This is a genomic window from Rhodococcus sp. IEGM 1372, from assembly GCF_030056835.1.
GTDB lineage: Bacteria > Actinomycetota > Actinomycetes > Mycobacteriales > Mycobacteriaceae > Rhodococcoides.
In genome coordinates this window covers 1-21,938 of record NZ_JASHKS010000055.1, presented here as the reverse complement: position 1 = coordinate 21,938, position 21,938 = coordinate 1, and the positions used below count along the sequence as shown (strand labels likewise).

The 21,938-nt window shown below is 62.5% G+C and carries 19 protein-coding genes and 1 tRNA gene; 9 read left to right on the top strand and 11 right to left on the bottom strand.

Features of this window, described 5'->3' with window-relative positions; translation table 11 throughout:
- Positions 1 to 488: 488 nt before the first annotated feature.
- Complete coding sequence (locus tag QM590_RS24435; protein ID WP_269596701.1) at positions 489 to 1,784, top strand: zinc-ribbon domain-containing protein; 1,296 nt, start codon at positions 489 to 491, stop codon at positions 1,782 to 1,784.
- 547 nt (positions 1,785 to 2,331) lie between these two features.
- Here QM590_RS24435 and QM590_RS24430 read toward each other — a convergent pair.
- The 3 genes from QM590_RS24430 to QM590_RS24420 form a co-directional block, all read right to left on the bottom strand.
- On the bottom strand, positions 2,332 to 5,361 hold the full coding sequence (locus QM590_RS24430; RefSeq protein WP_349307172.1) for a TrlF family AAA-like ATPase: 3,030 nt from the start codon (positions 5,359 to 5,361) through the stop codon (positions 2,332 to 2,334).
- A gap of 331 nt (positions 5,362 to 5,692) precedes the next feature.
- Positions 5,693 to 6,313 carry a type IV toxin-antitoxin system AbiEi family antitoxin domain-containing protein gene (locus tag QM590_RS24425; protein WP_269596702.1) on the bottom strand — a complete coding sequence of 207 codons (621 nt, stop codon included), beginning with the start codon at positions 6,311 to 6,313 and terminating at the stop codon, positions 5,693 to 5,695.
- A 387-nt stretch (positions 6,314 to 6,700) separates the two neighbouring features.
- Positions 6,701 to 6,775, bottom strand: a tRNA-Thr gene (locus QM590_RS24420).
- Positions 6,776 to 6,867: 92 nt separating this feature from the next.
- Between QM590_RS24420 and QM590_RS24415 the strand changes: the two genes are divergently transcribed.
- Positions 6,868 to 8,331 carry a threonine/serine exporter family protein gene (locus tag QM590_RS24415; RefSeq protein WP_269596692.1) on the top strand — a complete coding sequence of 488 codons (1,464 nt, stop codon included), beginning with the start codon at positions 6,868 to 6,870 and terminating at the stop codon, positions 8,329 to 8,331.
- A gap of 10 nt (positions 8,332 to 8,341) precedes the next feature.
- On the opposite strand, the gene QM590_RS24410 is transcribed toward QM590_RS24415, so the two are convergent.
- Both QM590_RS24410 and QM590_RS24405 read right to left on the bottom strand, forming a co-directional pair.
- Entirely contained in the window at positions 8,342 to 8,602 is a 261-nt protein-coding gene (locus QM590_RS24410; protein ID WP_008710007.1) for an MbtH family protein, read from the bottom strand.
- Positions 8,603 to 8,692: 90 nt separating this feature from the next.
- Positions 8,693 to 9,502: an alpha/beta fold hydrolase gene (locus QM590_RS24405; protein ID WP_269596693.1), complete on the bottom strand. Its 810-nt coding sequence runs from the start codon at positions 9,500 to 9,502 to the stop codon at positions 8,693 to 8,695.
- A 92-nt stretch (positions 9,503 to 9,594) separates the two neighbouring features.
- Here QM590_RS24405 and QM590_RS24400 point away from each other — a divergent pair, with 92 nt between their 5' ends.
- Both QM590_RS24400 and QM590_RS24395 read left to right on the top strand, forming a co-directional pair.
- The gene (locus QM590_RS24400; protein WP_269596694.1) at positions 9,595 to 10,122 is read left to right on the top strand and encodes a general stress protein CsbD; all 528 of its coding nucleotides are present in this window, start codon (positions 9,595 to 9,597) and stop codon (positions 10,120 to 10,122) included.
- Between the two features lie 30 nt (positions 10,123 to 10,152).
- Positions 10,153 to 10,806 carry a hypothetical protein gene (locus tag QM590_RS24395; RefSeq protein ID WP_068055945.1) on the top strand — a complete coding sequence of 218 codons (654 nt, stop codon included), beginning with the start codon at positions 10,153 to 10,155 and terminating at the stop codon, positions 10,804 to 10,806.
- A gap of 134 nt (positions 10,807 to 10,940) precedes the next feature.
- Here the strand turns inward: QM590_RS24395 and QM590_RS24390 are convergent, their stop codons facing one another.
- The 4 genes from QM590_RS24390 to QM590_RS24375 form a co-directional block, all read right to left on the bottom strand.
- The gene (locus tag QM590_RS24390) at positions 10,941 to 11,429 is read right to left on the bottom strand and encodes an FBP domain-containing protein (RefSeq protein ID WP_269596695.1); all 489 of its coding nucleotides are present in this window, start codon (positions 11,427 to 11,429) and stop codon (positions 10,941 to 10,943) included.
- Position 11,430: 1 nt separating this feature from the next.
- Entirely contained in the window at positions 11,431 to 11,997 is a 567-nt protein-coding gene (locus tag QM590_RS24385) for a TetR/AcrR family transcriptional regulator (protein ID WP_068055939.1), read from the bottom strand.
- A gap of 69 nt (positions 11,998 to 12,066) precedes the next feature.
- Positions 12,067 to 13,815, bottom strand: coding sequence for an ABC transporter ATP-binding protein (locus QM590_RS24380; protein ID WP_269596696.1), 1,749 nt, complete (start codon positions 13,813 to 13,815; stop codon positions 12,067 to 12,069).
- Positions 13,812 to 15,560 (bottom strand): ABC transporter ATP-binding protein, encoded by a 1,749-nt coding sequence (locus QM590_RS24375; RefSeq protein WP_269596697.1) that lies wholly within the window; start codon positions 15,558 to 15,560, stop codon positions 13,812 to 13,814. Before QM590_RS24375 ends, QM590_RS24380 begins: the two co-directional genes overlap by 4 nt.
- Before the next feature lie 105 nt (positions 15,561 to 15,665).
- On the opposite strand from QM590_RS24375, the gene QM590_RS24370 reads away from it, so the two are divergent.
- The 3 genes from QM590_RS24370 (at position 15,666) to rsgA (ending at position 18,497) form a co-directional block, all read left to right on the top strand.
- Positions 15,666 to 15,845 carry a hypothetical protein gene (locus QM590_RS24370; protein ID WP_068055931.1) on the top strand — a complete coding sequence of 60 codons (180 nt, stop codon included), beginning with the start codon at positions 15,666 to 15,668 and terminating at the stop codon, positions 15,843 to 15,845.
- Between the two features lie 51 nt (positions 15,846 to 15,896).
- Positions 15,897 to 17,345, top strand: coding sequence for an alpha,alpha-trehalose-phosphate synthase (UDP-forming) (locus QM590_RS24365; RefSeq protein WP_094686889.1), 1,449 nt, complete (start codon positions 15,897 to 15,899; stop codon positions 17,343 to 17,345).
- Between the two features lie 141 nt (positions 17,346 to 17,486).
- On the top strand, positions 17,487 to 18,497 hold the full coding sequence (rsgA, locus tag QM590_RS24360) for a ribosome small subunit-dependent GTPase A (protein WP_269596698.1): 1,011 nt from the start codon (positions 17,487 to 17,489) through the stop codon (positions 18,495 to 18,497).
- Between the two features lies 1 nt (position 18,498).
- Here rsgA and QM590_RS24355 read toward each other — a convergent pair whose 3' ends face one another.
- Positions 18,499 to 18,729: a hypothetical protein gene (locus QM590_RS24355; protein WP_094686891.1), complete on the bottom strand. Its 231-nt coding sequence runs from the start codon at positions 18,727 to 18,729 to the stop codon at positions 18,499 to 18,501.
- Between the two features lie 159 nt (positions 18,730 to 18,888).
- Here QM590_RS24355 and QM590_RS24350 point away from each other — a divergent pair, with 159 nt between their 5' ends.
- Positions 18,889 to 20,304 (top strand): MFS transporter, encoded by a 1,416-nt coding sequence (locus QM590_RS24350; RefSeq protein WP_269596699.1) that lies wholly within the window; start codon positions 18,889 to 18,891, stop codon positions 20,302 to 20,304.
- Positions 20,301 to 20,705 (top strand): MarR family winged helix-turn-helix transcriptional regulator, encoded by a 405-nt coding sequence (locus tag QM590_RS24345; RefSeq protein WP_068055912.1) that lies wholly within the window; start codon positions 20,301 to 20,303, stop codon positions 20,703 to 20,705. The genes QM590_RS24350 and QM590_RS24345 overlap by 4 nt, the downstream gene beginning before the upstream one ends.
- A 17-nt stretch (positions 20,706 to 20,722) precedes the next feature.
- Here QM590_RS24345 and QM590_RS24340 read toward each other — a convergent pair whose 3' ends face one another.
- Positions 20,723 to 21,469 carry an FAD-binding oxidoreductase gene (locus QM590_RS24340; RefSeq protein WP_269596700.1) on the bottom strand — a complete coding sequence of 249 codons (747 nt, stop codon included), beginning with the start codon at positions 21,467 to 21,469 and terminating at the stop codon, positions 20,723 to 20,725.
- Positions 21,470 to 21,938 lie beyond the last annotated feature (469 nt).

Genomic DNA, 21,938 nt, shown 5'->3' with positions numbered 1-21,938 from the left:
CAGTAGATCCCTATCCTAAGCGGGTCCAGTGTCCGAAATCCCTGGGCCGATCAAAGACCCAGGCGTGCTCAACCCCAGGGTGCCAACGAAAGGCGGCGTTCGCGACCCGGACGAAGCCATCTTGGTGTCTCGACTGCATTGACGCGATCGTTCGCTCAGGTGGCCTCGATCCAGCGGAGCCGTTCACGAAGCCACGCGAGTGGCGTCTTACGACCTGTCGAGCCTGCGGTGTCCAGGCTCACTACAAGCTTGATTACGTAATCGGCAACAATGCGGCCGGCATTCTGACCTGTCGGGCGTGTCATTGGCGGGGGTGGGCGGGTAACGGAGGACCTACTCCTGGAGTCGCAGTCGATAGGCATAAGATCGTTGGCCGGCTCGACGAGTGCGGTTACGACTTGATCGACCCACTCGACGAGATTAGCGACGATGGCAATGGCCCAGTGGTGGCTAAGTGCCGCCAGTGTGCGCGTATCAGCGCCGCACGGATGGCGGACTTCGGCTGGCATTGCGAATGTTCCCGAAACTCTCGATCATCAAATCCGGCCAGTCCTCGCCCCGGTCGGAAGTTGCTAGCCGACTCGGACTCCCCTGCAGTGGATTGGTGGGACCACGAGCACAATGACGACGCGACGTTTCGCACGGTGACCGTGCTTGCCACCCGGATTTGCAGGTGGCGGTGCCCGACGTGTGGTCTTCGGTTCGAGGCGAAGCCTGCCGCTATGACCGAACGGCCGATTTGTCCGGACTGTGAGACCCGCCAGCGCGAAGTACGGAGTCTCAAGTTCGCGGAGTGGAAGACGACACCGGTCGCCGATGTCCCGGAGCTTGCAGCCGCGTGGGCTGACGATGCCGACCCTAGGGAGGTGATGGTTGCTGGTGGCTCGCAGCTGCGTCGATTCCATTGTCCTCGTGGACACCACCCTAGGTTGACTCCCACCACGTTCCTCCAAACGGGCTGCCCGAGTTGCCGCGGCGCTGCCAAGGAGAAAAGGTGGCTCGCCGACACCTCGCCCGAGATCGCAGGTCAGTGGCATCCGACGCTCAACGGACGCTTCACACCGCAGAATGTGGTGTGGGACTCGAAGCGAACGGTGTGGTGGCGAGCAGATTGCTGCGGTTGTGAATGGCAAGACAGTGTAGTTACGCGTGACAAATACCAACGGTTACGATGCCCGGATTGCCGTACTTTCCTAGGCTCATTGGCCTGGCACGATCCAGGGCTCGCCGCGGAGTGGAGCCCGACGAATCCGCTCAGCGCGTGGAACGTACGCCCACACACTACTACTTCGTTCGTGCCAGAATGGATTTGCGCCATTAATCCCGACCACACGTGGCAGGCACCGCTGAGTAGCCGCTCGATCGGCGCCGAATGCCCGGACTGCCGGCAAGCCGGCAAGTCACGGGTCGAACTGGCTCACCACACCGCCGCCAAAGAGGCGTTCGGCAACGCCCGATCCGGCAAAACGATCAGGAGTAAAGCCTTCACTACCCGAAAAGCGTGGACCGCCGACATCAGCGTCGATGTAGACGGATATACGGTAGTCATCGAATACGACGGCGCGTATTGGCACCGCGCACCAGCGAAGATCCTCGTCGATGAACGCAAAAGCCGAGATCTGCTCGCAGCCGGGTTCTGGGTGGTTCGGCTGCGCGAAGACGATCTCCCAGCCCTAGGTATCGACCACCCTTGCTACAGGGAGATTCGCGTGTATTCCGCTGCGGCTCGCCCACGCCAAGTCCTTTCCGATGTTCGTCAATGGATGACGGACTCGGTCGCGTGAGATCGCCGCGCGATCCGCAGCAGTCGAGAGCGATCCCGGTCGGATCAGAAGTTCCGTCTTAGTCGGGCGACCTGCACGTGCACCATGAGCAACACTGGCTCAGCGGACTGGGATTGGTCCCGGCACTGCGGAGCTCTCGGAGAGATGACGAAGGAGCACATTCCACCGCGGCACACCGACAATGAATCCGCGATTGTGATGTACCACGACAAAGACAACGTCGCGACCTTGCTAGCGGCATTCGAAGAAGCCCACAGCGCGTAGTCGCTTTGCCACGAATGCAACAACGGCGCGAGTTCGCGAAACCTGCCACAAGCCTATGGCCAGTGGCGAGACACGTTCTCGGCAACCTCGCCAGCGCGGGGGCACCCTTTGACTTCGTAGTGCGGCCTAACGGCAGATGACTTCAGGGAGCTCACCACCTCGCAAGGCCCGCTGGTTTTGCCGCTCGAGCACGGGCGCGGACGAGACGGCAAGTTTTCGTACTGCATCTACGATTCAAAGCTCCGCAACCGGTCTCTCGCTACGCAACTTACCGGATTCACATTTAAACAAGTTCAGGAAAAGCCTCATACTTATGACGACGGTTGTCGAATGCGGTCTTAGTGCCCTCTAGGACGTCTAGTGCAAACCGGGCAACATCTAGCTCGGCGATACTCCCACTGCTTATCGTGAATTTTCCGTTCTCCGCTTCGCAGAGAATAATTTGATCGGCATCTCCAACTATCGCCAGGTTTGCATTATGGGTAACTACAATTGTCTGCCTTCGGCCCGCGGCTTCATGTATCGCCGGTACAAGCTTGGACGCGATTGTGGCGTTATCGAGGTTTTCTTCAGGCTGATCCAACAAAAGAGGCGTAGATCTTTGATCGACAACCAGATAAAACAGTGCGAGAAGAAGGCCGCGCTGTCCAGGCGATAGCTGAGACAACGGAACACCATCCCCTGTCAGCCCGAACCGCACCTCTAACCATGCCAAGTCGAATATGCTTATCAGAAAGTCCTCTAGCTCAACGTTTGATCTCAGCGCAGACTCTGGATGCCTGAACGTGGCCGACGCCTCCCCACGCTCCGCCTCAAGACGGTCAAGAATTTCCGGGAGTTGAAACGAAATCTGAGCCCAGCCAGTATCTTCGATGCGCTGCGGCAGTGCATTCAGCCAATCCGGATGGTCGCCATTTCGTCGGCCATCTAGAGAACTCGACATTTCATACCACGACGGAAGCACTCGAAGCTCGGCCTGGAACTCCAGTCCTACATTTCTGACAATTTCAGACTCCCTAATAAATCTTGAAGCTGGCGCATACATTCCCTCAACCCCAAGCAGTTGGTCAACCAGCGATTCGTGAATCAACTTGGATTGCTCGATCAACTTTTCTCGCGCTTCAACCATCTGGCTGGGCGCGTCAGCGATCCGATTCCTCAGCGCTTGAAGCCCGTACAGAGAATCCTGGTCAATTTCCGAGCCTAGAAGTGCTTGTAGGCGCTCTTCTGACTGCAAGATCCGCTGACGAGCTCGCTCGCGTGCGCTGTCAGCTGACGCGAGATCGCCGGCGTTTACTGATCGCTGTCGGTCATTCTCTACTATTTCGGCTGCTAGATCTTCGTGCTCAGCCTGGACTCCTTGAAGGCTATTTGATTCCGCATCACGCCATTCTTCGTATAGGGAATCATCCACCACGACTTGGACGTAAGGACGGGCGACGCTGTTCCCCATAACTGATTCCGCTTCGACATTTAGGCGCGCGGTGTCAGATACCAGGTTTCGTGCTTGTCGGCTCACAGTCTCCATGGACGACAAGCTATTTCGCAATGCCGCCTGCCGTTGCTCGTTCTCATTGAGCCTTTGCACGAGCCTGGACCGCGTTTGCTCGATCTCTACCGCGTGTGCCCTCAGTTGCTCAACCTTATTGTCCTCGCCACGCGTCGAATCCATAGCCGTCAAAGCCTTTTGATCGGAGGCCACAGTTTCCCGCGCGGCCATAACCTCGCCTTCCTTCAGCGCGATGCGACTCTCCAAATCGGACAATTCATGAGAAGAGCGGAATCTCGCCAAATTCGCGTACGTTCCGACATGCTCGCGAAGCCCAGAGCGCAACCGGTCAATATCCTCTTGTGAGGTGCGGGTCTTCTGCTGAAGTAACTCGCTAAAGGTATTTTCGCCGGCACGTTCATCCTCTCCAATATGAGTGAAGAGAATCGTACGAAGTTCGTCTTCAAACTCGTCAGACTCGCCTGCGGTTGGACCCGCATTGCAAACTCGTTCGACAAAGGCCTGCGGCAAGTACTCGACAGAAATCGGAGCCGAACGGTCACACCCCTCGGCTAAACCAACACGCCGCTTCACCGTTGTCGCCCATTGCACCTGCGCATAGTAGGACTGAGCAATTTTCAAATTTTTCGAGCTGAGAAAGCGTGAAGAATTCAGGAACGCAAACTCATTCGAACGCGATGAGTTGCCAGCTAGAGCAATGCAGTCCAACAACGCAGATTTTCCTTGACCCTTATTCCCGACTACTGCCACGAACCCGCTATTTAGGTCGATGTCGTGACTGAAGATTTGCTGATCGGGATCGTCCGACTTGACCGCGAACGACGAGATGAACCGCTCCGGATTCTTTCGAACCCTAGAAAGGGAGGCAGGTTCGAGACCTACAAACACCCGGCGATCGAACTCCTTTAGAGCATAGGACAATCCTGCAAATGTCGGTGACGTGTTCATCCACGTCAAACACGCCCCCAGCCGCATACTCTCTTTGGAGTCTGAGAAGTTATGAGCATCACTGCAATCAAGAAGTCGATGGTTCACGTTATCACTTCGAAGCTTCGCCACATTTGGCGCCCAATCGGAGATATTCTTAAACGCAGTAAAGATTAAATCGGCTGAGTTTATAACGTTCTTCTTAGCAGCAATTGATTGGTCATTCCATTTTATGTCAGCCCATTCCGTCTTGCCAATTCCCAGCAATGTCCGACCTCGAAAGTAACTCGTATCCAGCGCAACTTGAACAGCATCAAACGACACGTTTATATTATTGAATCCCTCTATAAGATCGGATCCATAGTCGCCCAGACGATGATCTGGAACTGTTTTCTTAATGCTTTTACCTAGGTCTTGCAGAGATTCGCGCGTAATTACGCCTTGCCATGTTGGCACGGCTGCATCCAGCGACAGCTTGGCTTTAGACTGGAGCGCGTAAAGAAACTGTGCACGAATGACTTCAGGCGATATTGCAGGATCAAAGATTACGTGCAGATTTACGCGCGACAAGTCGCCATCGGTGCCCCCGAACTGGTCGAGCCGCAATTCGACGACTGGAAAAACGGCATCCAAGTTCGCGAGGCGGCCCGCTTTACGAGCTTCAAGGACACGCTCATAACCGTCTAGAAACCAGTAATCGTTGATCCCTACGACTCCAACATCAGCGGGCAGCGACTCCAGTTCGTCAATGAATCGCGCCCACACATCTTCGGAGTTCCCGCCGTAGCCGTTCACGATCGACGCAGGGGTGTGTATATGCAGATCCCAGATACGCCACTCCGTTCCGCTTGCACGCCTTACGGCAGGTACTGGCATGTTGCCCCTCAGTCGTCGTTCCATTGGCCAGCCGATAATTGCCACAACCCCAGGGAATCTTACCCGGCGGCCAGGGGCCCGACTTTCAACGGGGTTCGACTCGCGCGCCGAACACAAGATCGTAAAGTTGAGAGTTCTCCAAATTATCCCTCCTTTACCCGATTCGTATTAGCGCGAAAAGTACTAGTTTCAACTGCCGCATGCGACCCACCGGCCAATATGAAATAAGCGCACCGGAATTTCCGAACAGTGAACCGCGATCTACAGATGATTTTTCTCGCCAGGTTTATCCGACTCGGCCAGGAGCCTGGGACCTTCATTAGTTCGCGAGTCAGCCCTCGAAGGCGCGCCTCAGTTCAGCCTCGCTCCCCAACCGATCCTGCAGCCGCGTCAACGTCGTTCGCATCTCTTGAGCCTCGGCGATCTCGGCTAAAACCTTCAGATCGCACTTCCGATACAACTGCTCCACCGCCGGCCACACCTCCCCCTCGGCGTCGCCGAGCCCCGGGGGCTTCACCAGATCCAACACTGCCTGCTCCGCAGTAGTCGCCAATACCGGACCCAACTCGGTATCGATCCGCTCCGCATCCAGACGCGCTGTATCGCGCACAACGAACCGGACTACTGCCTGCCGGTCGACCAACCGAATCGGATCATGTCGCGTCGGCACAGCCACCACAGCCGTCGCCAACGCCCGCGGAATCGCCCCGTGCAACCGAGCCGCGCTGACCCCCATCACGACAGCGTCATCGACGCCGTAGGCCGCAACCGCGATACCGGCCGCCGCTGCCTCCAGGCCAGGCATCCAACCGCCACCCACCTGATCGTCTGGCACCGCCACATAGAAGCCCGTCGCCACCCGATGCAGCAGACCCAAGTCCGTCAGGCGCGCGAGCTCGGCCCGCGGGTGTGCGTAGACGTCAGCCGCTGTCGCGGCCCGCACCATCCGCATCGGAAGCCGCGCGAACTCGGGAGGTAACCCGGTCTGACGGCGTCGCACATCGCTAGTCGTCACAGTCACCTCCATAGAGTGTCGAATATGTAGGCTCCAAGACTACAGAACCGACACTGATTCCAACATCGCAATCCAGGCTTGGTCACTCCCGCCCGGTCCGCAAAGATCCATCTACATCCACACGAATGCTCACCGATGAGTTAGCAACGAGTTGTGACATTCTGTGACACCGAACGCCGAATCGAGCCGCCGAACCGGCAAATCCCCAGGTCACAAGCGACATATAAACCCAGATGGACGAACCGGGCTCGCACAAGAAACGAGCGGCCGAAACAGCCCAAAAAGAGACGGCCCCAACCGTTTTCGCTGGTCAGGGCCCTCTCGTGGAGCCTCCTAACGGGATTGAACCGTTGACCGCTCGCTTACAAGGCGAGTGCTCTACCGCTGAGCTAAGGAGGCAGTGAAGCGAAGCCAGCATATCCGTTCATCGGACGCTCAGTAACAACAGGTACCTTGTCCGTGGATCACCCCAGCAACGTGTAAAGACGGTCATGACTTTCCTGCAAGACCTGACGGCTTCGCTGAGCCGTCTCACCGGTGAGCGTCGGGCCACCATCGATACGCCGACCGCAGCACCGTCGCCCCTTCGTCCGATCGATCTGACCGACGATGCGTCGGTTGCGGAGGTGCTGGACCTCGCGGTTCGCGTCGGCGAAGTGCTGTTGGCCTCGGGCACGGCAGCGATGGATACGGCGACTCAGGTGCAGTACATCGCCGCGACGTACGGCCTCGCGCGATGCGATGTCGATGTCACGTACAACTCGATCACCCTCAGTGCTCACCGGGGCCCGACGCGTCCTCCGGCGTCGACGATGCGCATCGTGCATTACCGCTCGATGGACTTCACGCGGCTGGCCGAGGTCGACCGTCTCATCCGCGCTGTGCGCGTGAAGATGGTGCCGCCGAGCGCGGCGCTCGAGCGGCTCGACGAGATCACCAAGGCTCCGCACCCGTACAACCGGTGGATTGCGACGCTGGCGTGGTCGGGCATGGCCGCGGCCATCAGTGTGTTGCTCGGCGGTGGCGCGTTGGTGGCTGTGGTCAGCTTCCTGACGACGATGGTGATCGACCGCATCGGACGCGTCCTCAACCGTGCGGGCCTGCCGTTCTTCTTCCAGCAGGTTGTCGGCGGCTTCGTGGCGGCGACACCGGCGATCACGCTCTACAACTTCCAGGACCAGCTGAACATCAGCATTTCGCCGTCGCAGATCATCGCGGCCGGGGTGATCGTGCTGCTCTCGGGGCTCTCGCTCGTCGGCTCGGTGCAGGACGCGATCACCGGTGCCCCGATCACGGCGGTGTCGAGATTCTTCGAAGTGTTGATGATGACGGGCGGCATCATCGCCGGCGTCGCGACATCTCTGCGGTTGGCCGCGCTGATCGGCAGCGATCTGCCGCAGATCAGCAACCTGGCCCCACCGGACATCCTGCAGGTCCCCACCAAGGTGATCGCCGGCGCAGCAGCGTCACTGTTCTATGCACTGGCCTGCTACGCCGAGCGTCGCGCGTTGACGGCTGCCTTCATGGGCGGCTTCGCGGGATCGCTGGTGTATCTGCTCTCGCAGACGCTCAATGTGGGACCGATCATCGCCTCGGCCATCGCTGCCACCGTCGTCGGATTCGCGGGTGGTCTGTTGGCTCGTCGTGCGCTGATTCCGCCGTTGATCGTCGCCGTCGCGGGCATCACTCCCCTGCTCCCCGGCCTGGCGCTGTATCGAGGTCTGTACGCGATCCTCAACGACCAGCTACTGCTCGGCATCAGCTCGTTGTTCGCGGCGTTCGGCGTCGGCTGCGGCCTGGCCGCCGGTGTGACACTGGGTGAGTGGGGTGCCCGCACCCTGCGTCGACCACGCACCATCGCGCGCACGGAAGAACTACTACGCCCGACGCTTCGCCGCACAGAAGAACCGCGCCGACCGACTGTTCGTCGGCGGCGCGGTACGAGTCCTTCGTAAGAGGCGGAACTCAGGCCTCTGTGCTGGGGGTTCCCTCAGCGGATGCGCGTGCAGCAGCGTCGGCCTCCATGGCCTCACGCAGGCTGCGCGGACGCATGTCGGTCCAGTTCTTCTCGACGTACTCCAAGCACGCGGCGCGGGTGTCTTCACCGAAGACGACACGCCATCCCTGAGGGACCTCGGAGAACGTCGGCCACAGCGAATGCTGGTCTTCGTCGTTGACCAGCACGAAGAAGCGTCCGTCTTCGTCATCGAACGGGTTGGTACTCATCTCGCCTCACTCGTCGCGAACGTTTGGTTGGTAAGTCTGCACCGTGAGGTGCCACACGACCCTAGCAACGCAGGTCGAGCCGTGGTGCCGTCAGGCCTTCAAGAAGCCGAGCAGTTCCGCATTGACGGCCTCGGGGCGCTCGAGATATCCGTAGTGCCCGGCGTCCGCTATCTCGACGTACCGAGCACCTGGAATGGCGTCGGCCAGTTCCTTGCCCAAGTACGGCGGGATCATCCGATCGTCGGCGAATCCGACCGACAGGCACGGCACCGACACGCCGCGGTAAGCGGCAGTTCGATCGAAATCGTCCTCCATGCCCAGCTGAGCGCGCACGCCGGCGGACGGCGAGGAGGCGGAGAACTCGAACAGGTCGAGCCAGTCGCGTGCCCCGCGAGAATCACGCAACGTCGCAGGCGACAGGTTCATCACCGCTGTCACCGCAGCCGAATAGGTTCCCGGGAGCTCGACGCGCTTGTCGTACAAGGCTCGCTCGCCGTTGGCGAGAGTCTTCTGAAATTCGTCGACTCGGGCGTGGCCGGCGAGGAAGACCGCTTTACGAATCAGGTCGGGCCTACTCAGAGCGAGCTCCTGCGCGACGCGTGAGCCCATCGAGGTTCCGACGACGTAGGCCTTCTCGTCGCCGTTGCGAACAAGTTCGATCAGGCCGGCGGTATCGGCGACCATGTCCTCCATGGTGATGCCGTGCGTGCTCTCCGACGACGGCGCAATGCCGCGATTGTCGAAAGTGCACACCCGGTATCCCGCTGCCGTGAGAGCGGGCACCTGATGCAGCTCCCACACACGGCCCGGGCTACCGGTGCCCATGATCAGAACTACCAGGTCTCCACTGCCCTTGACCTGGTAGTTCAGGTCGATGCCGTTGATCTTGGCGATAGGCATACGTCTCCTTACTGCTGATTCGTCCGTCGGGGATCGTATCGTCCGACACCGACACGGGGTTACTCGAACAGCCAGTGGGTACCTGGTGTTACATGACTGACGAGAACGTAGCGGGCGAAGCACGCAAGGGATTGCTCGACGGAATCAAGGGCAAGGCCAAAGAGGTCGTGGGCGCGGTGACCGGCAACGACTCGTTGACGGCCGAGGGCCAATTACAGGCTGCTCAGGCTCGTGAACACAAGGAGGCCCAGGCCACGGAGCGGGTCGCCGAAGCGCAGGCCACCGAAGCCGCCGAGGAACTGGCCGACGTTCGCACGTCAGCCGAAAGCCGCCGAGAGGCCGCAGAGGCGAACGCCGCGGTCACCGAGGCGCAGGCAGATCGGGTGCGTGAGACGCAGGTGGTCGCGGCCGAGCAGAACAAGCGCGAGACCATAGCGCAGGAGCGCGCTGCCGCTGAGGTCGACGCGACCGCCGAGCAGATCGAGGCCGAAGAGGACCGGCGCATCGAGCAGGCTGCCGCGGACTCCGACGAAATGGTGGCCGCACAGAAGCACCAGGAGGCGCTTCGTCAGGCCGAGGCCGATCGCAAGAAGGCCGAAGAGCTCCGCAACCAGGCCTGAACCACTACTGCAAAACAGGAGTTTCGTTTCATGAGTGTCCTAGCCATACCGATGACCATTCTTCGCATCCAGTACAAGATCGCTCGAATTCCGTTGCAGCTCATCGAGACCAACGTGGTCGAGAAGATGAATGCGGAATCACCCGCGCGCCTGGTGTACGAGCACACGCTCGGTTCACTGGACCGTGCCGTCGGAAACCTGTTGGGAGACAAGGGACTCGCCGATCGCGGCGAAACCCTGGTCGACAGCACCGAGAACCGTGCCGAGGCAGCGCGCCTCGACGCCGAAGCTCGCGCCAAGAAGGCCGCAGCCAACGATGAACTGAAGGTGGCTCGCGAGACCGCCGAGAAGGATCGCCGCGCAGCCGACGCCGCCGCCCAGGAAGCCGCACGTGACGCCCGCCAGGAGGCCGAGCAGCGCAAGCGCGAGGCCGCTCAGGATGCCGAGCGTGAAGCCGCCGCCAAGAAGAAGAAGGCCGACGAGCAGGCCGCTGCCACCGCGAAGGCCGCAGAGGATCGCAAGAAGGCGCAGCAGGCTCAGGTCGACAAGCAGGAGAAGCTGGCCGCCGCGCCGTCCGAGGCCGAACTGGCCGAGGCCGCCGAGCGTTCCGACGAGGCCGCCGCCAAGAAGGACGAGGCGGAGCGCATCGAGAAGCTGTTCATCGCAGAGAAGAACAAGGACTGACTTCGGTACTGTCGGCGAATTACCGATCTCCGGCAGGACCTCACACCCTTTTTGCCGACTGCGCGCCCCTACTCGCATCAGAGCATGGGCGCGCAGTCGTCAATTGGGGCGCGCGCTCCCCGCCCACCACTTGATCAATCGAGGACGCGGGCGAGAAACGCAGTAATGTTGTCTTCGACTGCCGCGGTGCGGGTCTCGACATCGAAGTCTTCCTTGAATTGACGGCCCAACGCGGGAGTCTTCTTCTTTCGCGCGTAGAGCGAGCACGCGAGGTCCGAGCAGATGTAGGTACCCACCGTGTTGCCGCGCCTGCCGGATTCGCCTGCTTTCGCGGCAGCCATCAGCGAGACCCCACCATTCGCGTGTGTGGTGAGGCAGATGCTGCACATCTGCGCTGTGCGTGGCCCACCGACTTTGTAGCGCAACGAGATTCCACACAGTCGATCCGCGGAAGGAACGACGATGTAACTCCTCCCGGCAAGCTTGGGATCGACCCAACCGAAGAAGTCGAGATCACTCCACGGCACAGCGTCGAACATCTCGGGAAGGGAGAGCCTTCCAGCGTCCCCCTTGGACGAGTTGACGAACGACGACCTGATGTCGCGCTCGGAGATCGGTTCCATGTCACTGCCTCCAGTGCTGTAAGAGTGTGTCGATTCCGTCGAGGATGCGAGCCCAGGACTGCTGCGAGTCGGGCGCACTGTGACCGAACGAGCCCGACGCATCGAGGCTGGCATAGCCGTGAAACACACTGCCGAGCAATCGAACTGCGTGCACCTGATCCTCTTCACCGAGGTCGTACCCCCGGAGGATCGCTTTCATCATTGCCGAGTGACGCACTCCCGCACTCGCAAGAGCAGTCTCGTGATCGAGTGGAAACTGCGTCGCCGCATAGCGACCGGGGTGCTCCCGCGAATAGTCGAGATACGCGTTGGCGACGGCCACCAACGCGTCCTTGCCCGCTCGGCCTGCCAGCGCCTCGGACACCCGATCGGCCAGTTCCTCCAACGCCAGCAACGCGATCCCGACGTTCAACTCGTGCGCGTTCTTCAGGTGCGAATACAGGCTCGCCACTTTGACGTCGAAGCGTCTGGCCAGCTCACTGGCGGTGACGCGATCGAAGCCGACCTCATCGGCCAGATCCGCTCCTGCTGCCACGATGCGCTGCGCGGTCAATCCTGCGCGTGCCATAACGGCCTCCTCGTTCTTTCGAGGACACCGTATCCAAACCTAATAGCTATAGGCAAATTGCTAAAGCAATCAGCGACCCTGCCACGCCTCCCACAGCTGTGCGTATCGTCCACCGGCCGCGACCAGCTCCTCGTGCGGGCCCTGTTCCAGAATCTTCCCGTGTTCGAGGACCACCACGCGGTCGGCGGCAGCGGCCTGCGTCAGCCGATGCGCGACGATCAACGTGCTGCGCCCCCTGGTCGCTGCCTCGGCCGCAGCTTCGAGATCTCGCGCACCGGAACTGCCGGCCTCTGCGGTGGCCTCGTCCAACACTGCGACGGCCGGGTCGGCGAGAACCAAACGCGCCAAGGCCAATTGCTGCGACTGTGCCGCGGTCAACTGGTGTCCACCCTCGCCGACGGCGGTGTCGAGGCCGTTCTCGAGCGCCTCGACCCACGCCCACGCTCCGACGGTGCGTAGTGCGGCTTCGACGTCGTCACGACCGGCATCCGGGGCGGCAAGCAACACGTCGTCGATCAATCGGCCGGCGAACACGTGCACTTCCTGGCTGACTATCGCGACGTGTCGTCGCAGGCCCTCACTGCCCAGCGCATCGAGTGATGCGCCGCCGACCCGTACCGTCCCCGACGTCGACGCCATCGAGCCTGCCGCAATAGCTGCAATCGTGGATTTGCCTGCGCCGGTGGATCCGACGAGCGCGACGGTCTCCCCTGCGCGGACCCGCAGGTTCACTCCGTGCAGAACCTCGTGGCCGGACTCGTACTCGTGCCGCAGATCGGTGACGTCCAAGGTGGCATCGGACGGCACGGAACCGTCGCCGACGGGTCGCTCGTCGGGGATGTCGATGACGCCGACGAGCCGGGCCAACGAGGCTCCCGCAGACTGGATGTCGTCGAACGTGAACAGCAGGGTGCCGATCGGATTGAACAGTCGGTGGAACAGCAGCGCCGCAGCGGTCGTCTCACCGACGGTGACGTTATCGCCGCGCACCAGCAAGAATCCGGCCAACAGGATCACCGACAGTCCGACGCATTCGGCGCGATTGCTTCGAGATCCGAATCGGGTGAACAAGCGGAACACATCGACACCGATGTCGCGGGCCTTCGCCGACGCCCGATCGATCTCTTTCAGATGCGCCGACTCGAGCCCGTACGCACGAACGGTTTTCGCGCCCTGCATGGTGCTGACGAACGACTGCGCTCGCTCGCCCATCGCCACGCGCTCGGCCGCGTACTTCGGTGCCGAGCGCGGCAGATACCAGCGCAGCGCGAGGACGTACATCGGCAGCGCGACGAGCCCCGCCAGGCCGAGCCGCCAGTCGATGCCGAGCATCGTGATCATGCTCAGGCATACGAGCAGGAACGCACCGACGAGCTGCGGGATCACCTCACCGATCGACTTGGCCATCACCGCGACGTCGTCGCCCACCCGGGAGAGCAAGTCGCCCTTGCCCACTCGCTCGAGCGTGGCCACCGGCAGATGCAGCGCGCTGCGCACGACGGCCTCGCGCAGCGACGCCAGAATGCCCTCACCCAACGTGCTGATGAGATAGCCGCTGAAACCGGTGACGATGCCGCCGACAACCGCGGCCACCGAGATGACGACGACGACCCCGACGATCGTCGACGAGTCGGCCCCGTCGCGGACGCGGTCGACCAAGACCCCGAAGACATAGACCGGCACCAGCGACATCGCCGCTGCAAGTGCGCCGAGAAGCAGCGTGACCGCCGTGCGCGCCCGTCGTAGTTTCAGCTGTTCCAGCAACCACCGACCGGATCGGGCTCCGGTGGCGATCGGAAGAAGTTCGGGGGTGGTCATCGCAGCACCGCGTCCTTGTACTGCGCGTCCGAGGACGCGAGATCGTGGTGCGTTCCCTCGGCGACGACGCGGCCGTCGTCGACGACGAGAACGCGATGGGTCACCGACAGCAGCGCGGGGCTGGTGGTGATGAGGATCGTTGTCTGCGATGTTCTTTCGGTGTGCCGAAGCTCGGCGATACCGCGGGCGATGGCGTGCTCGGTGACGGCGTCGACGGCGGTGGTGGGGTCGTGCAGTACCAGGACCGGGGCGTCGACCGACAGCGCTCGCGCCAACGCCACACGCTGGCGTTGGCCGCCGGACAGGCTGGCTCCGCGGTCGGTGACAGCGTGATCGAGTCCGGCATCGTGCAATTCGACGACGTCGGTGGCCGCGGATGCCTGGAGCACTCGGTCGAGTTCGGCGTCGGGCCGCTCCCGCCCGGCGGTGACGTTGCTGCGGACGGTTCCGGCGAACAGGTCGGTGAGGTGCGGCTCGACGAGAACGGTCTCGCGGGCGCGTCGAAGATCGATCTCTCCCGCCGGAATGCCGCCGACGCGAACAGATCCGGTGTAGTCGGCGTCGGAGATCTGGCCGGACAGCAATGCAGCGAGCGCCTCCCCGTCCTGCGGCCGGTAGGCGACCACGCCGAGCATCTCGCCCGGTTCTGCCCGGAAGGTGAGGCCGTCGAGCGATCGGAACCGAACGCTGTCGACGCCGAGATCGGTCGCCGCGGGCACCGCGGATTCCGACTGCGGCAGAACGTGTTCCGCACCGAGCACCAGGGCCAGTCGGTCGGCCGATCCGCGCACCATCGCCACCACACCGGGAATCCTCGCCAATCCGGTCAGGGGTTCGATGACGAACTGCGCAAGGCCGATGACAGTGATCAACTCACCGACCGAAATTCGGCCCTGTAGCGCGAACCAGCCGGCGGTACCGGCGATCCCGACTGCCAGCAACGCGTTGACCGTTGCCGACAAGCCCTGATAGACGTTGTTCGCGCGAGCCAGCTTCAGAGTCGCCGCCAATGCCGTTCTGCTCGACGTCACGAATCGCTCGGTCGCGGCATTCTCGGCACCGATGCCACGCAGCGGCCGGACACCGCTGACCAGATCGGTGGCCATACCCGACACACCGGCGATCCGGGCCTGCTGGGCGGTGGCTGCGCGGGTGAGCAGTGGAGCGAGGCGCTGCAGCGCGATCAAGATGACCGGGGTCCCGATCACGACGGCAAGGCCCAGGGGAACGTCGATGATCAACAACGCCACAGCCGATGCGACGACCGCGACGGCCGACGCGAAGACCCGGGCGATCAGATCGAGGATCCACGACTCCTTCTCGGCGTCGGACGTCGAGACCGTCAGCAACTCCCCCGCCGACAGCTCGGTACGTACACCCCGCGGATCGAGGACACGACCGGCGACCTCCACGCGCACCAGATGCGCCTCCCGCTCGATGGCGACGACGATGATGCGGGCACCGATCCGCCACGCATACGACAGGGTGACGAACAAGGCCGCCAGACCGACCAGCGAGACGATCATCGCCGTCACATCACCGGTGTCGATGGCCCGCGAGACGATGAGTCCGATCGCCACCGGGACCATCGTTTCGCACAGTTGATGCACTCCGAACAGCAGCGACGAGACGATCAGTCGGGTGCGATGGCGTCGGACGGTGCGTCGCAGAATCGCGGAGCCGGTGGCCGGAGAAGGCTCCTCCACCACTGTCCGAGCATGGCGGAGCGGCACAGAATCGGTCATTTGCTGCAGCCTATGGCATCGGCAAGTGGCGATGGGACGCCACATTTACATAGAGTCGGGACCAACGAACACCGTGTAAGCCCAGCAGAGAGTACGGAGAACACCATGCCTGCCAAGACTTCGACCGACAACGACATCGCCGACGAAGACATCGTCCCACTCGAGTACGAGACGGCCAGCCAGGCTCAGCGCGTCGTCGCGGCCTACGCAACCGATGCCGACGAATGCCGCATGTTGCTGTCGATGTTGGGTATAGATCCTGTTGTGAAGGGCGAAAGCGAGTAGCACCTTCGCAGGACTGGCTCCCCCAGAGATCTACAAGCGGATTGGACAGTTGTGGCTGACGCCTCGCAGGGTTCGGATTTTGTCGTCGTAGCCAACCGGTTGCCGGTCGATCTGGAAAAGCTTCCGGACGGAAGCACCCGATGGAAGCGAAGCCCCGGCGGGTTGGTCACCGCTCTCGAACCGATCCTGCGCGCCAACAAGGGTGCCTGGGTGGGGTGGGTCGGTGTCTCGGACGTCGACGTCGAGCCGTTCGTCGAGGACGGCCTGCAACTGCGTCCGGTCACGATCAGCGAGAAGGAATACACCCAGTACTACGAGGGCTTCTCCAACGCGACGCTGTGGCCGCTCTATCACGACGTGATCGTCAAGCCGGAGTACGACCGCGACTGGTGGAACGCCTACGTCGAAGTCAACCGCCGCTTCGCCGAGAAGACCTCCGAGGCTGCAGCACAGGGCGCGACGGTGTGGATCCAGGACTACCAGCTCCAGCTCGTTCCGAAGATGCTGCGGATGCTACGCCCCGACCTGACTATCGGGTTCTTCCTGCACATCCCGTTCCCGCCGATCGAGCTGTTCATGCAGATGCCGTGGCGCACCGAGATCGTCGAAGGACTGCTCGGTGCCGACCTCATCGGTTTCCATCTGTCCGGCGGCGCGCAGAACTTCCTCTACCTCGCCCGACGCCTCGCCGGGGGAACCACGTCCCGCGGAACCGTGGGAGTGCGGTCCAAGTTGGGCGTCGTGCAGGTCGGCTTCCGAACCGTGCGGGTCGGCGCGTTCCCGATCTCCATCGATTCCGGTGATCTCGACACCAAGTCTCGCTCCAAGGCCGTCCGTGATCGCGCGAAGCAACTGCGCAAGGATCTGGGCAACCCGAAGCGCATCATGCTCGGCGTCGATCGACTCGATTACACCAAGGGAATCGACGTTCGGCTCAACGCGTTTCGCGAACTGCTCGAAGAGGGCCGCGTCGATCCCGCCGAGAACGTCATCGTGCAGTTGGCGACACCCAGCCGGGAACGCGTCGAGAGCTACGTCGCCATGCGCGGCGAAATCGAGCAGCAAGTGGGCCGGATCAACGGCGAGTACGGCCAGGTGGGTCATCCCGTGGTGCACTATCTGCACCGGCCGATCCCCCGCGACGACCTGCTGGCCTACTTCGTCGCTGCCGACGTCATGCTGGTCACGCCGCTGCGTGACGGCATGAACCTCGTCGCCAAGGAGTACGTGGCCTGCCGCAGCGACCTCGGTGGCGCGCTGGTGCTCAGCGAATTCACCGGTGCCGCAGCAGAACTGCGCCAGGCGTACCTGTGCAACCCACACGACCTGGACAGCGTGAAGGACGCGATCATCGGCGCACTGGAGCAGGAACCCGAGGCAGGCAAACGCCACATGCGTGCCATGCGCAGGCAGGTGCTCGCGCACGACGTCGATCGCTGGGCCCGCTCCTTCCTGACCGCACTCGCAGCGCCGGCGGAGGGCACCAACCTCAGCCGATAAATCGCTTTCCCGATACCGTCGACGGCTGCTACTTTGCCGTCGACGGTTTTTTCGTGCATCGAGACAGTGAGGAGGTGGCATCGTGGCCACCCGGACATCGACGGACCCGAGCCCCCGTTCCTCCTCCCCCAAGGACCTCGCATGTCTCCACTCGACCACTACGGCCTCGATCAGCACTGGCTGACCGAATTCGAAAAGCTCTCCCAGAAAACAACTCTCGCCCGCGTCGTTCGCGTCGACCGAGGTGAATTCGACGCCGTCACCGACAGCGGCATCGTCCGCTGCACCGGCACCGGTATCTGCACCGGAGATTGGGTGACACTGGACTCGTTCAGGCTCGCCGCTACCCTCCCTCGCCGCACAGCCATCGAACGCGCCTCCGCCGGATCCACCTCCGACACACAGGTTCTCGGAGCCAACGTCGACACCGTCGTCGTCACGGTGGCGTCGGACACCGCCCTCGATCTCGGTCGCGTCGAGCGCTACATCACCCTGGTCTGGGGCAGCGGCGCCGTTCCCGTGGTCGCGATCACCAAGACCGACAGCGGTAGCGTCGCCGAGGAGTTGGTGCTGGCCGCCGCGCCGGGTGTGGAGGTGTGCACCACCAGCGCGGTCGACGGCAGCGGAATCGACTCACTGACAGCACATCTGCGCGGAACGGTCGCGTTGATCGGGCCGTCGGGATCCGGAAAGTCGACGCTCGGTAACGCGCTGCTGGGTGGTTCGGTTCTGGAAACCGGTGCCACTCGGTCGGCCGACGGCAAAGGCAGGCACACGACGGTGCGTCGAGAATTGGTGCCGATCCCGTCCTCTGCCCTGGTGCTGCTGGACACCCCGGGCTTGCGTTCGGTGGGCGTGCAAGGATCGGAAGACGCTGTGGCGAGCGCCTTCTCCGACGTCGACGAACTCGCCGCACTGTGCCGGTTCGGTGACTGCGCGCACGAACACGAACCCGGCTGTGCGGTGCTTGCCGCCGTCGACGCGGGTGAGCTCACCGAACGACGACTGGGCAACTACCGAAAACTGTTGCGCGAGAATGCCTGGGCGATGTCGAGGCAGGACGCCCGTGCTCGCAGCCAGAAGTTGCGGGAGTACAAGCAGATCTCGAAGTCGCTGCGCGTCAAGTACGCCATCGACGGCAGAAAGCGGTAGGTCAGCTCTCGTCGAACAGTGAGGGACTGTCGGCCTCTGCCTCGGCCTGCCGGGCCGAACTCTCACTGTTCGACGCCTTCCGCACCACCTCGACCGTGGTGGTACGTACCGACAACCGATGACCGTCGTGATGCTCGAGCAACGCCAGACCCTGACGGATCTCGAGCACCTTCCACGGGCCTGCATGCCCGGACGCCTGAACCAGGTCGCCTGGTGCGATCTCGGAAGCCACTGTTGTTCTCCATTCACCGAGCAAGCAATTCGGAGTCGAGCAAGTCTGTGACACACACCCTATCGGGCGCGCCCTGCCCGCATCTCACTTGCTCGTCGAACAATTTAGGAGTACTCATGTAATAGTTATAGAAGTACAAGCATTATCGCGGAGGTGAACGTGGCCGAGTTGACTCGACGACACCGGTATCTCGTGCTCGGCATCTGCTGCTTGAGTCTGTTTCTCGTCAGCACCGACAACACGATCGTCAACGTCGCGCTGCCGTCGATGCGCGCAGATCTGAATGCATCGGTATCGGGTCTGCAGTGGATCATCGACGCATACACGCTGGTCGTGGCATCACTGCTGATGCTCGGCGGCTCGATGGCCGACAAGTACGGCCGCAAGCGCTTCTTTCTGATCGGCACCGGAACGTTCGTCCTCGGCTCCCTGCTGTGCAGCGTCGCACCGTCGCTCGGTTGGCTCATCGCCTTCCGCATGCTGCAGGCCGTCGGCGGCTCGATGATGAATCCTGTCGCGATGTCGATCATCACCAACACCTTCACCGATCCGAAAGAACGTGCCGGAGCCATCGGAATGTGGGGTGCCGTCGTCGGAATCTCGATGTCGGCGGGCCCGGCGCTGGGCGGCATCCTCGTCACCGGTGCCGGCTGGCAGTCCATCTTCTGGATCAACGTCCCCGTCGGGATCTTCGCTCTGGCGATGACACTGAAATTCGTCCCGGAATCGAAGGCCGAGCACTCACGCAAGTTCGATCCGGCCGGCCAATTCCTCATCTTCGCGTTCCTCGTGTCCCTGGTGTTCACCATCATCGAAGGTCCCGCGAAGGGGTGGGGATCGCCGCTGATCGTGTTCACCGGTGCCGTCGCCGTCGGCTCTCTCGTCGGGCTGCTGGTGGTCGAGTCGCGAATCGAGGAACCGCTCATCCAACTGAAGTTCTTCCGGAGCGCGCCGTTCAGCGGAGCGACGGTGATCGCGGTGTGCGCGTTCGCTTCTCTCGGCGGATTCCTGTTCCTCAACACCCTCTACCTGCAGGACGTGCGCGGGTACTCACCACTGCACGCCGGTCTGTACACGCTGCCGATGGCGTTGATGACGCTGATCTTCGCGCCGATCTCCGGTCGCATCGTCGGCACCCTCGGAGCGCGTATCCCGCTGCTCATCGCCGGAATCGGCTTCGTGGCCTCGGCGCTGATGCTCACCCGACTGACTCCGACGACGTCGTTCGCGTGGCTTGCGGTGGCGTACGTGATTTTCGGAATATCCTTCGGCATGGTCAACGCCCCGATCACCAACACCGCGGTGTCCGGAATGCCGCGCAGTCAGGCCGGGGTGGCATCCGCCATCGCGTCGACGAGCAGGCAGGTGGGTCAATCACTCGGCGTGGCCGTCGTCGGATCCATCGTCACGGCGAGCATCGTCGGCGAGATCTCCGACGGCTTCACCGCCGCAGCAGTTCCGGCGTGGTTCGTCATCGCGGGTGCGGGCGTGGTCGTCACCGTGCTCGCCGTGGTCACCACCGGCAGGTGGGCCCGCTCGACCGCCGATCGAATCGACCAACCGGTGCTCGTATGACCGACTCGGAGGCAGCCCTCGTCTGGCGCGAGATGCGCGCGCTGATGCTCGAGAAGCACGACACCCGCCGAGCCGTCGCCGACGCCACCGGGATGAGCTTCCTGCGAGCCAAGCTGCTCACCAAGTTGCTCACGGGCGATCGGACGGTGACCGAGTTGGCCGAGATTCTTGCGTCCGATGCGCCGTACATATCCCTCAACGTTCGCGAGCTGGAGAAACGCGACTTGGTGATGCGCACCGAGGATCCCGACGATCGCCGACGCCGCATCATCGGACTCACCGATGCCGGACGCCGGCTCGCCGCGAAGGCCCGAGCGATCGCCGACGCCCCGCCGCCGGAATTCACGACGGTATCCGCCGAAGACCTGGCGCATCTACGACGGATTCTGCAGCTGCCCTGATTGCTGGGCTTCCCGCTTCAGCGGCGGATGGCGTCGAGTGGTGTGCCGATCTCGACGAGCGCGCGCACGGTCGCCGCTTCCATTCCCGGCGAGCCACAGACCAGAATCTGGCGATCCGGGAACGGCCCCTGCGTGGCGACGACGTCGGCCACACTGCCCTCCCAACAATGCTCGGGCTCGAAAAACTTTGCGCTGGAACCGATCTCGGCATGAATGCGGTCGTTCCATCGATCCGACGCCCACGGCTCGTGCAGTTGGTCGACGACAGGTACCACCGTCAACCACCGCAACTCCGCCGCCATCAACCACAGCATGTCGCCGGCATACAGATCACGTGGCGACTTGCCGCCGACGAACAGCGTCACGTTCGGCGGCTGTAGGCGGCGAGTGAGGTCGAGCAGAATCGCGCGCAACGGAGCGAGGCCGGTGCCGCCCGCGATCATCACGACGTCGCGCCCCGAATCGTCGACATGCAGACTGCCCTGCGGATCGCTGATCTGCCACACATGACCGGGCCGCGTCTCGTTAACGATCGAACCGCTCACCCAACCGGCCGGAACGGCTCGAACATGGAATTCCAGCTTCCCGTCTCGCGAAGGCGGCAGCGCCGGTGAGTATCGCCGCGTCAGAGCAGCGTTCTGGGGAACCGTGACCGACACCGACTGGCCTGCCTGAAACGGCACAGCATCGCCTTCGAGTCTGATCACCGCAAGATCGTTCCGAAGGCGATGATACTGAACAACCGTCGAACTCCACGCCTGCATGTGAACCAGGATAGGGGCCGACGCGAAATGCCTCGCACACGCGCGCGGGGTTCGATGCCGTCGCCCCGGTCGAGGCCTGTCGAGGTGCGCGAGGTACGCCGCCGACGCCCCGGTCGCCGCCGCAAAGCGCGCGCGTTTGCCGAACGCGCGCGAAATAGCGACCGATCGCCGACGAATCCGCGCGCACCTGACGAACGCGCGCGCGTTTGCGAGGAGCTGCGCCGCAAAGACGCGGGCTCAACACCCGCGGATCGACCCGACCTCAGCTGCCCAGTCGACGCCCGGTTCGCCACCGCCGTCGCCCCCCGGTCGAGTCCGCAAAAGCGCGCGCGTTTGCCGAACGCGCGCGGAATAGCGACCGATCGCCAGCGAATCCGCGCGCACCTGACGAACGCGCACGCGTTTGCGAACAGTCGCTCAATGTCAAGCTGTCTGGAGTCGGTTGTTGTTGATTCCGACTGTTGCGGGC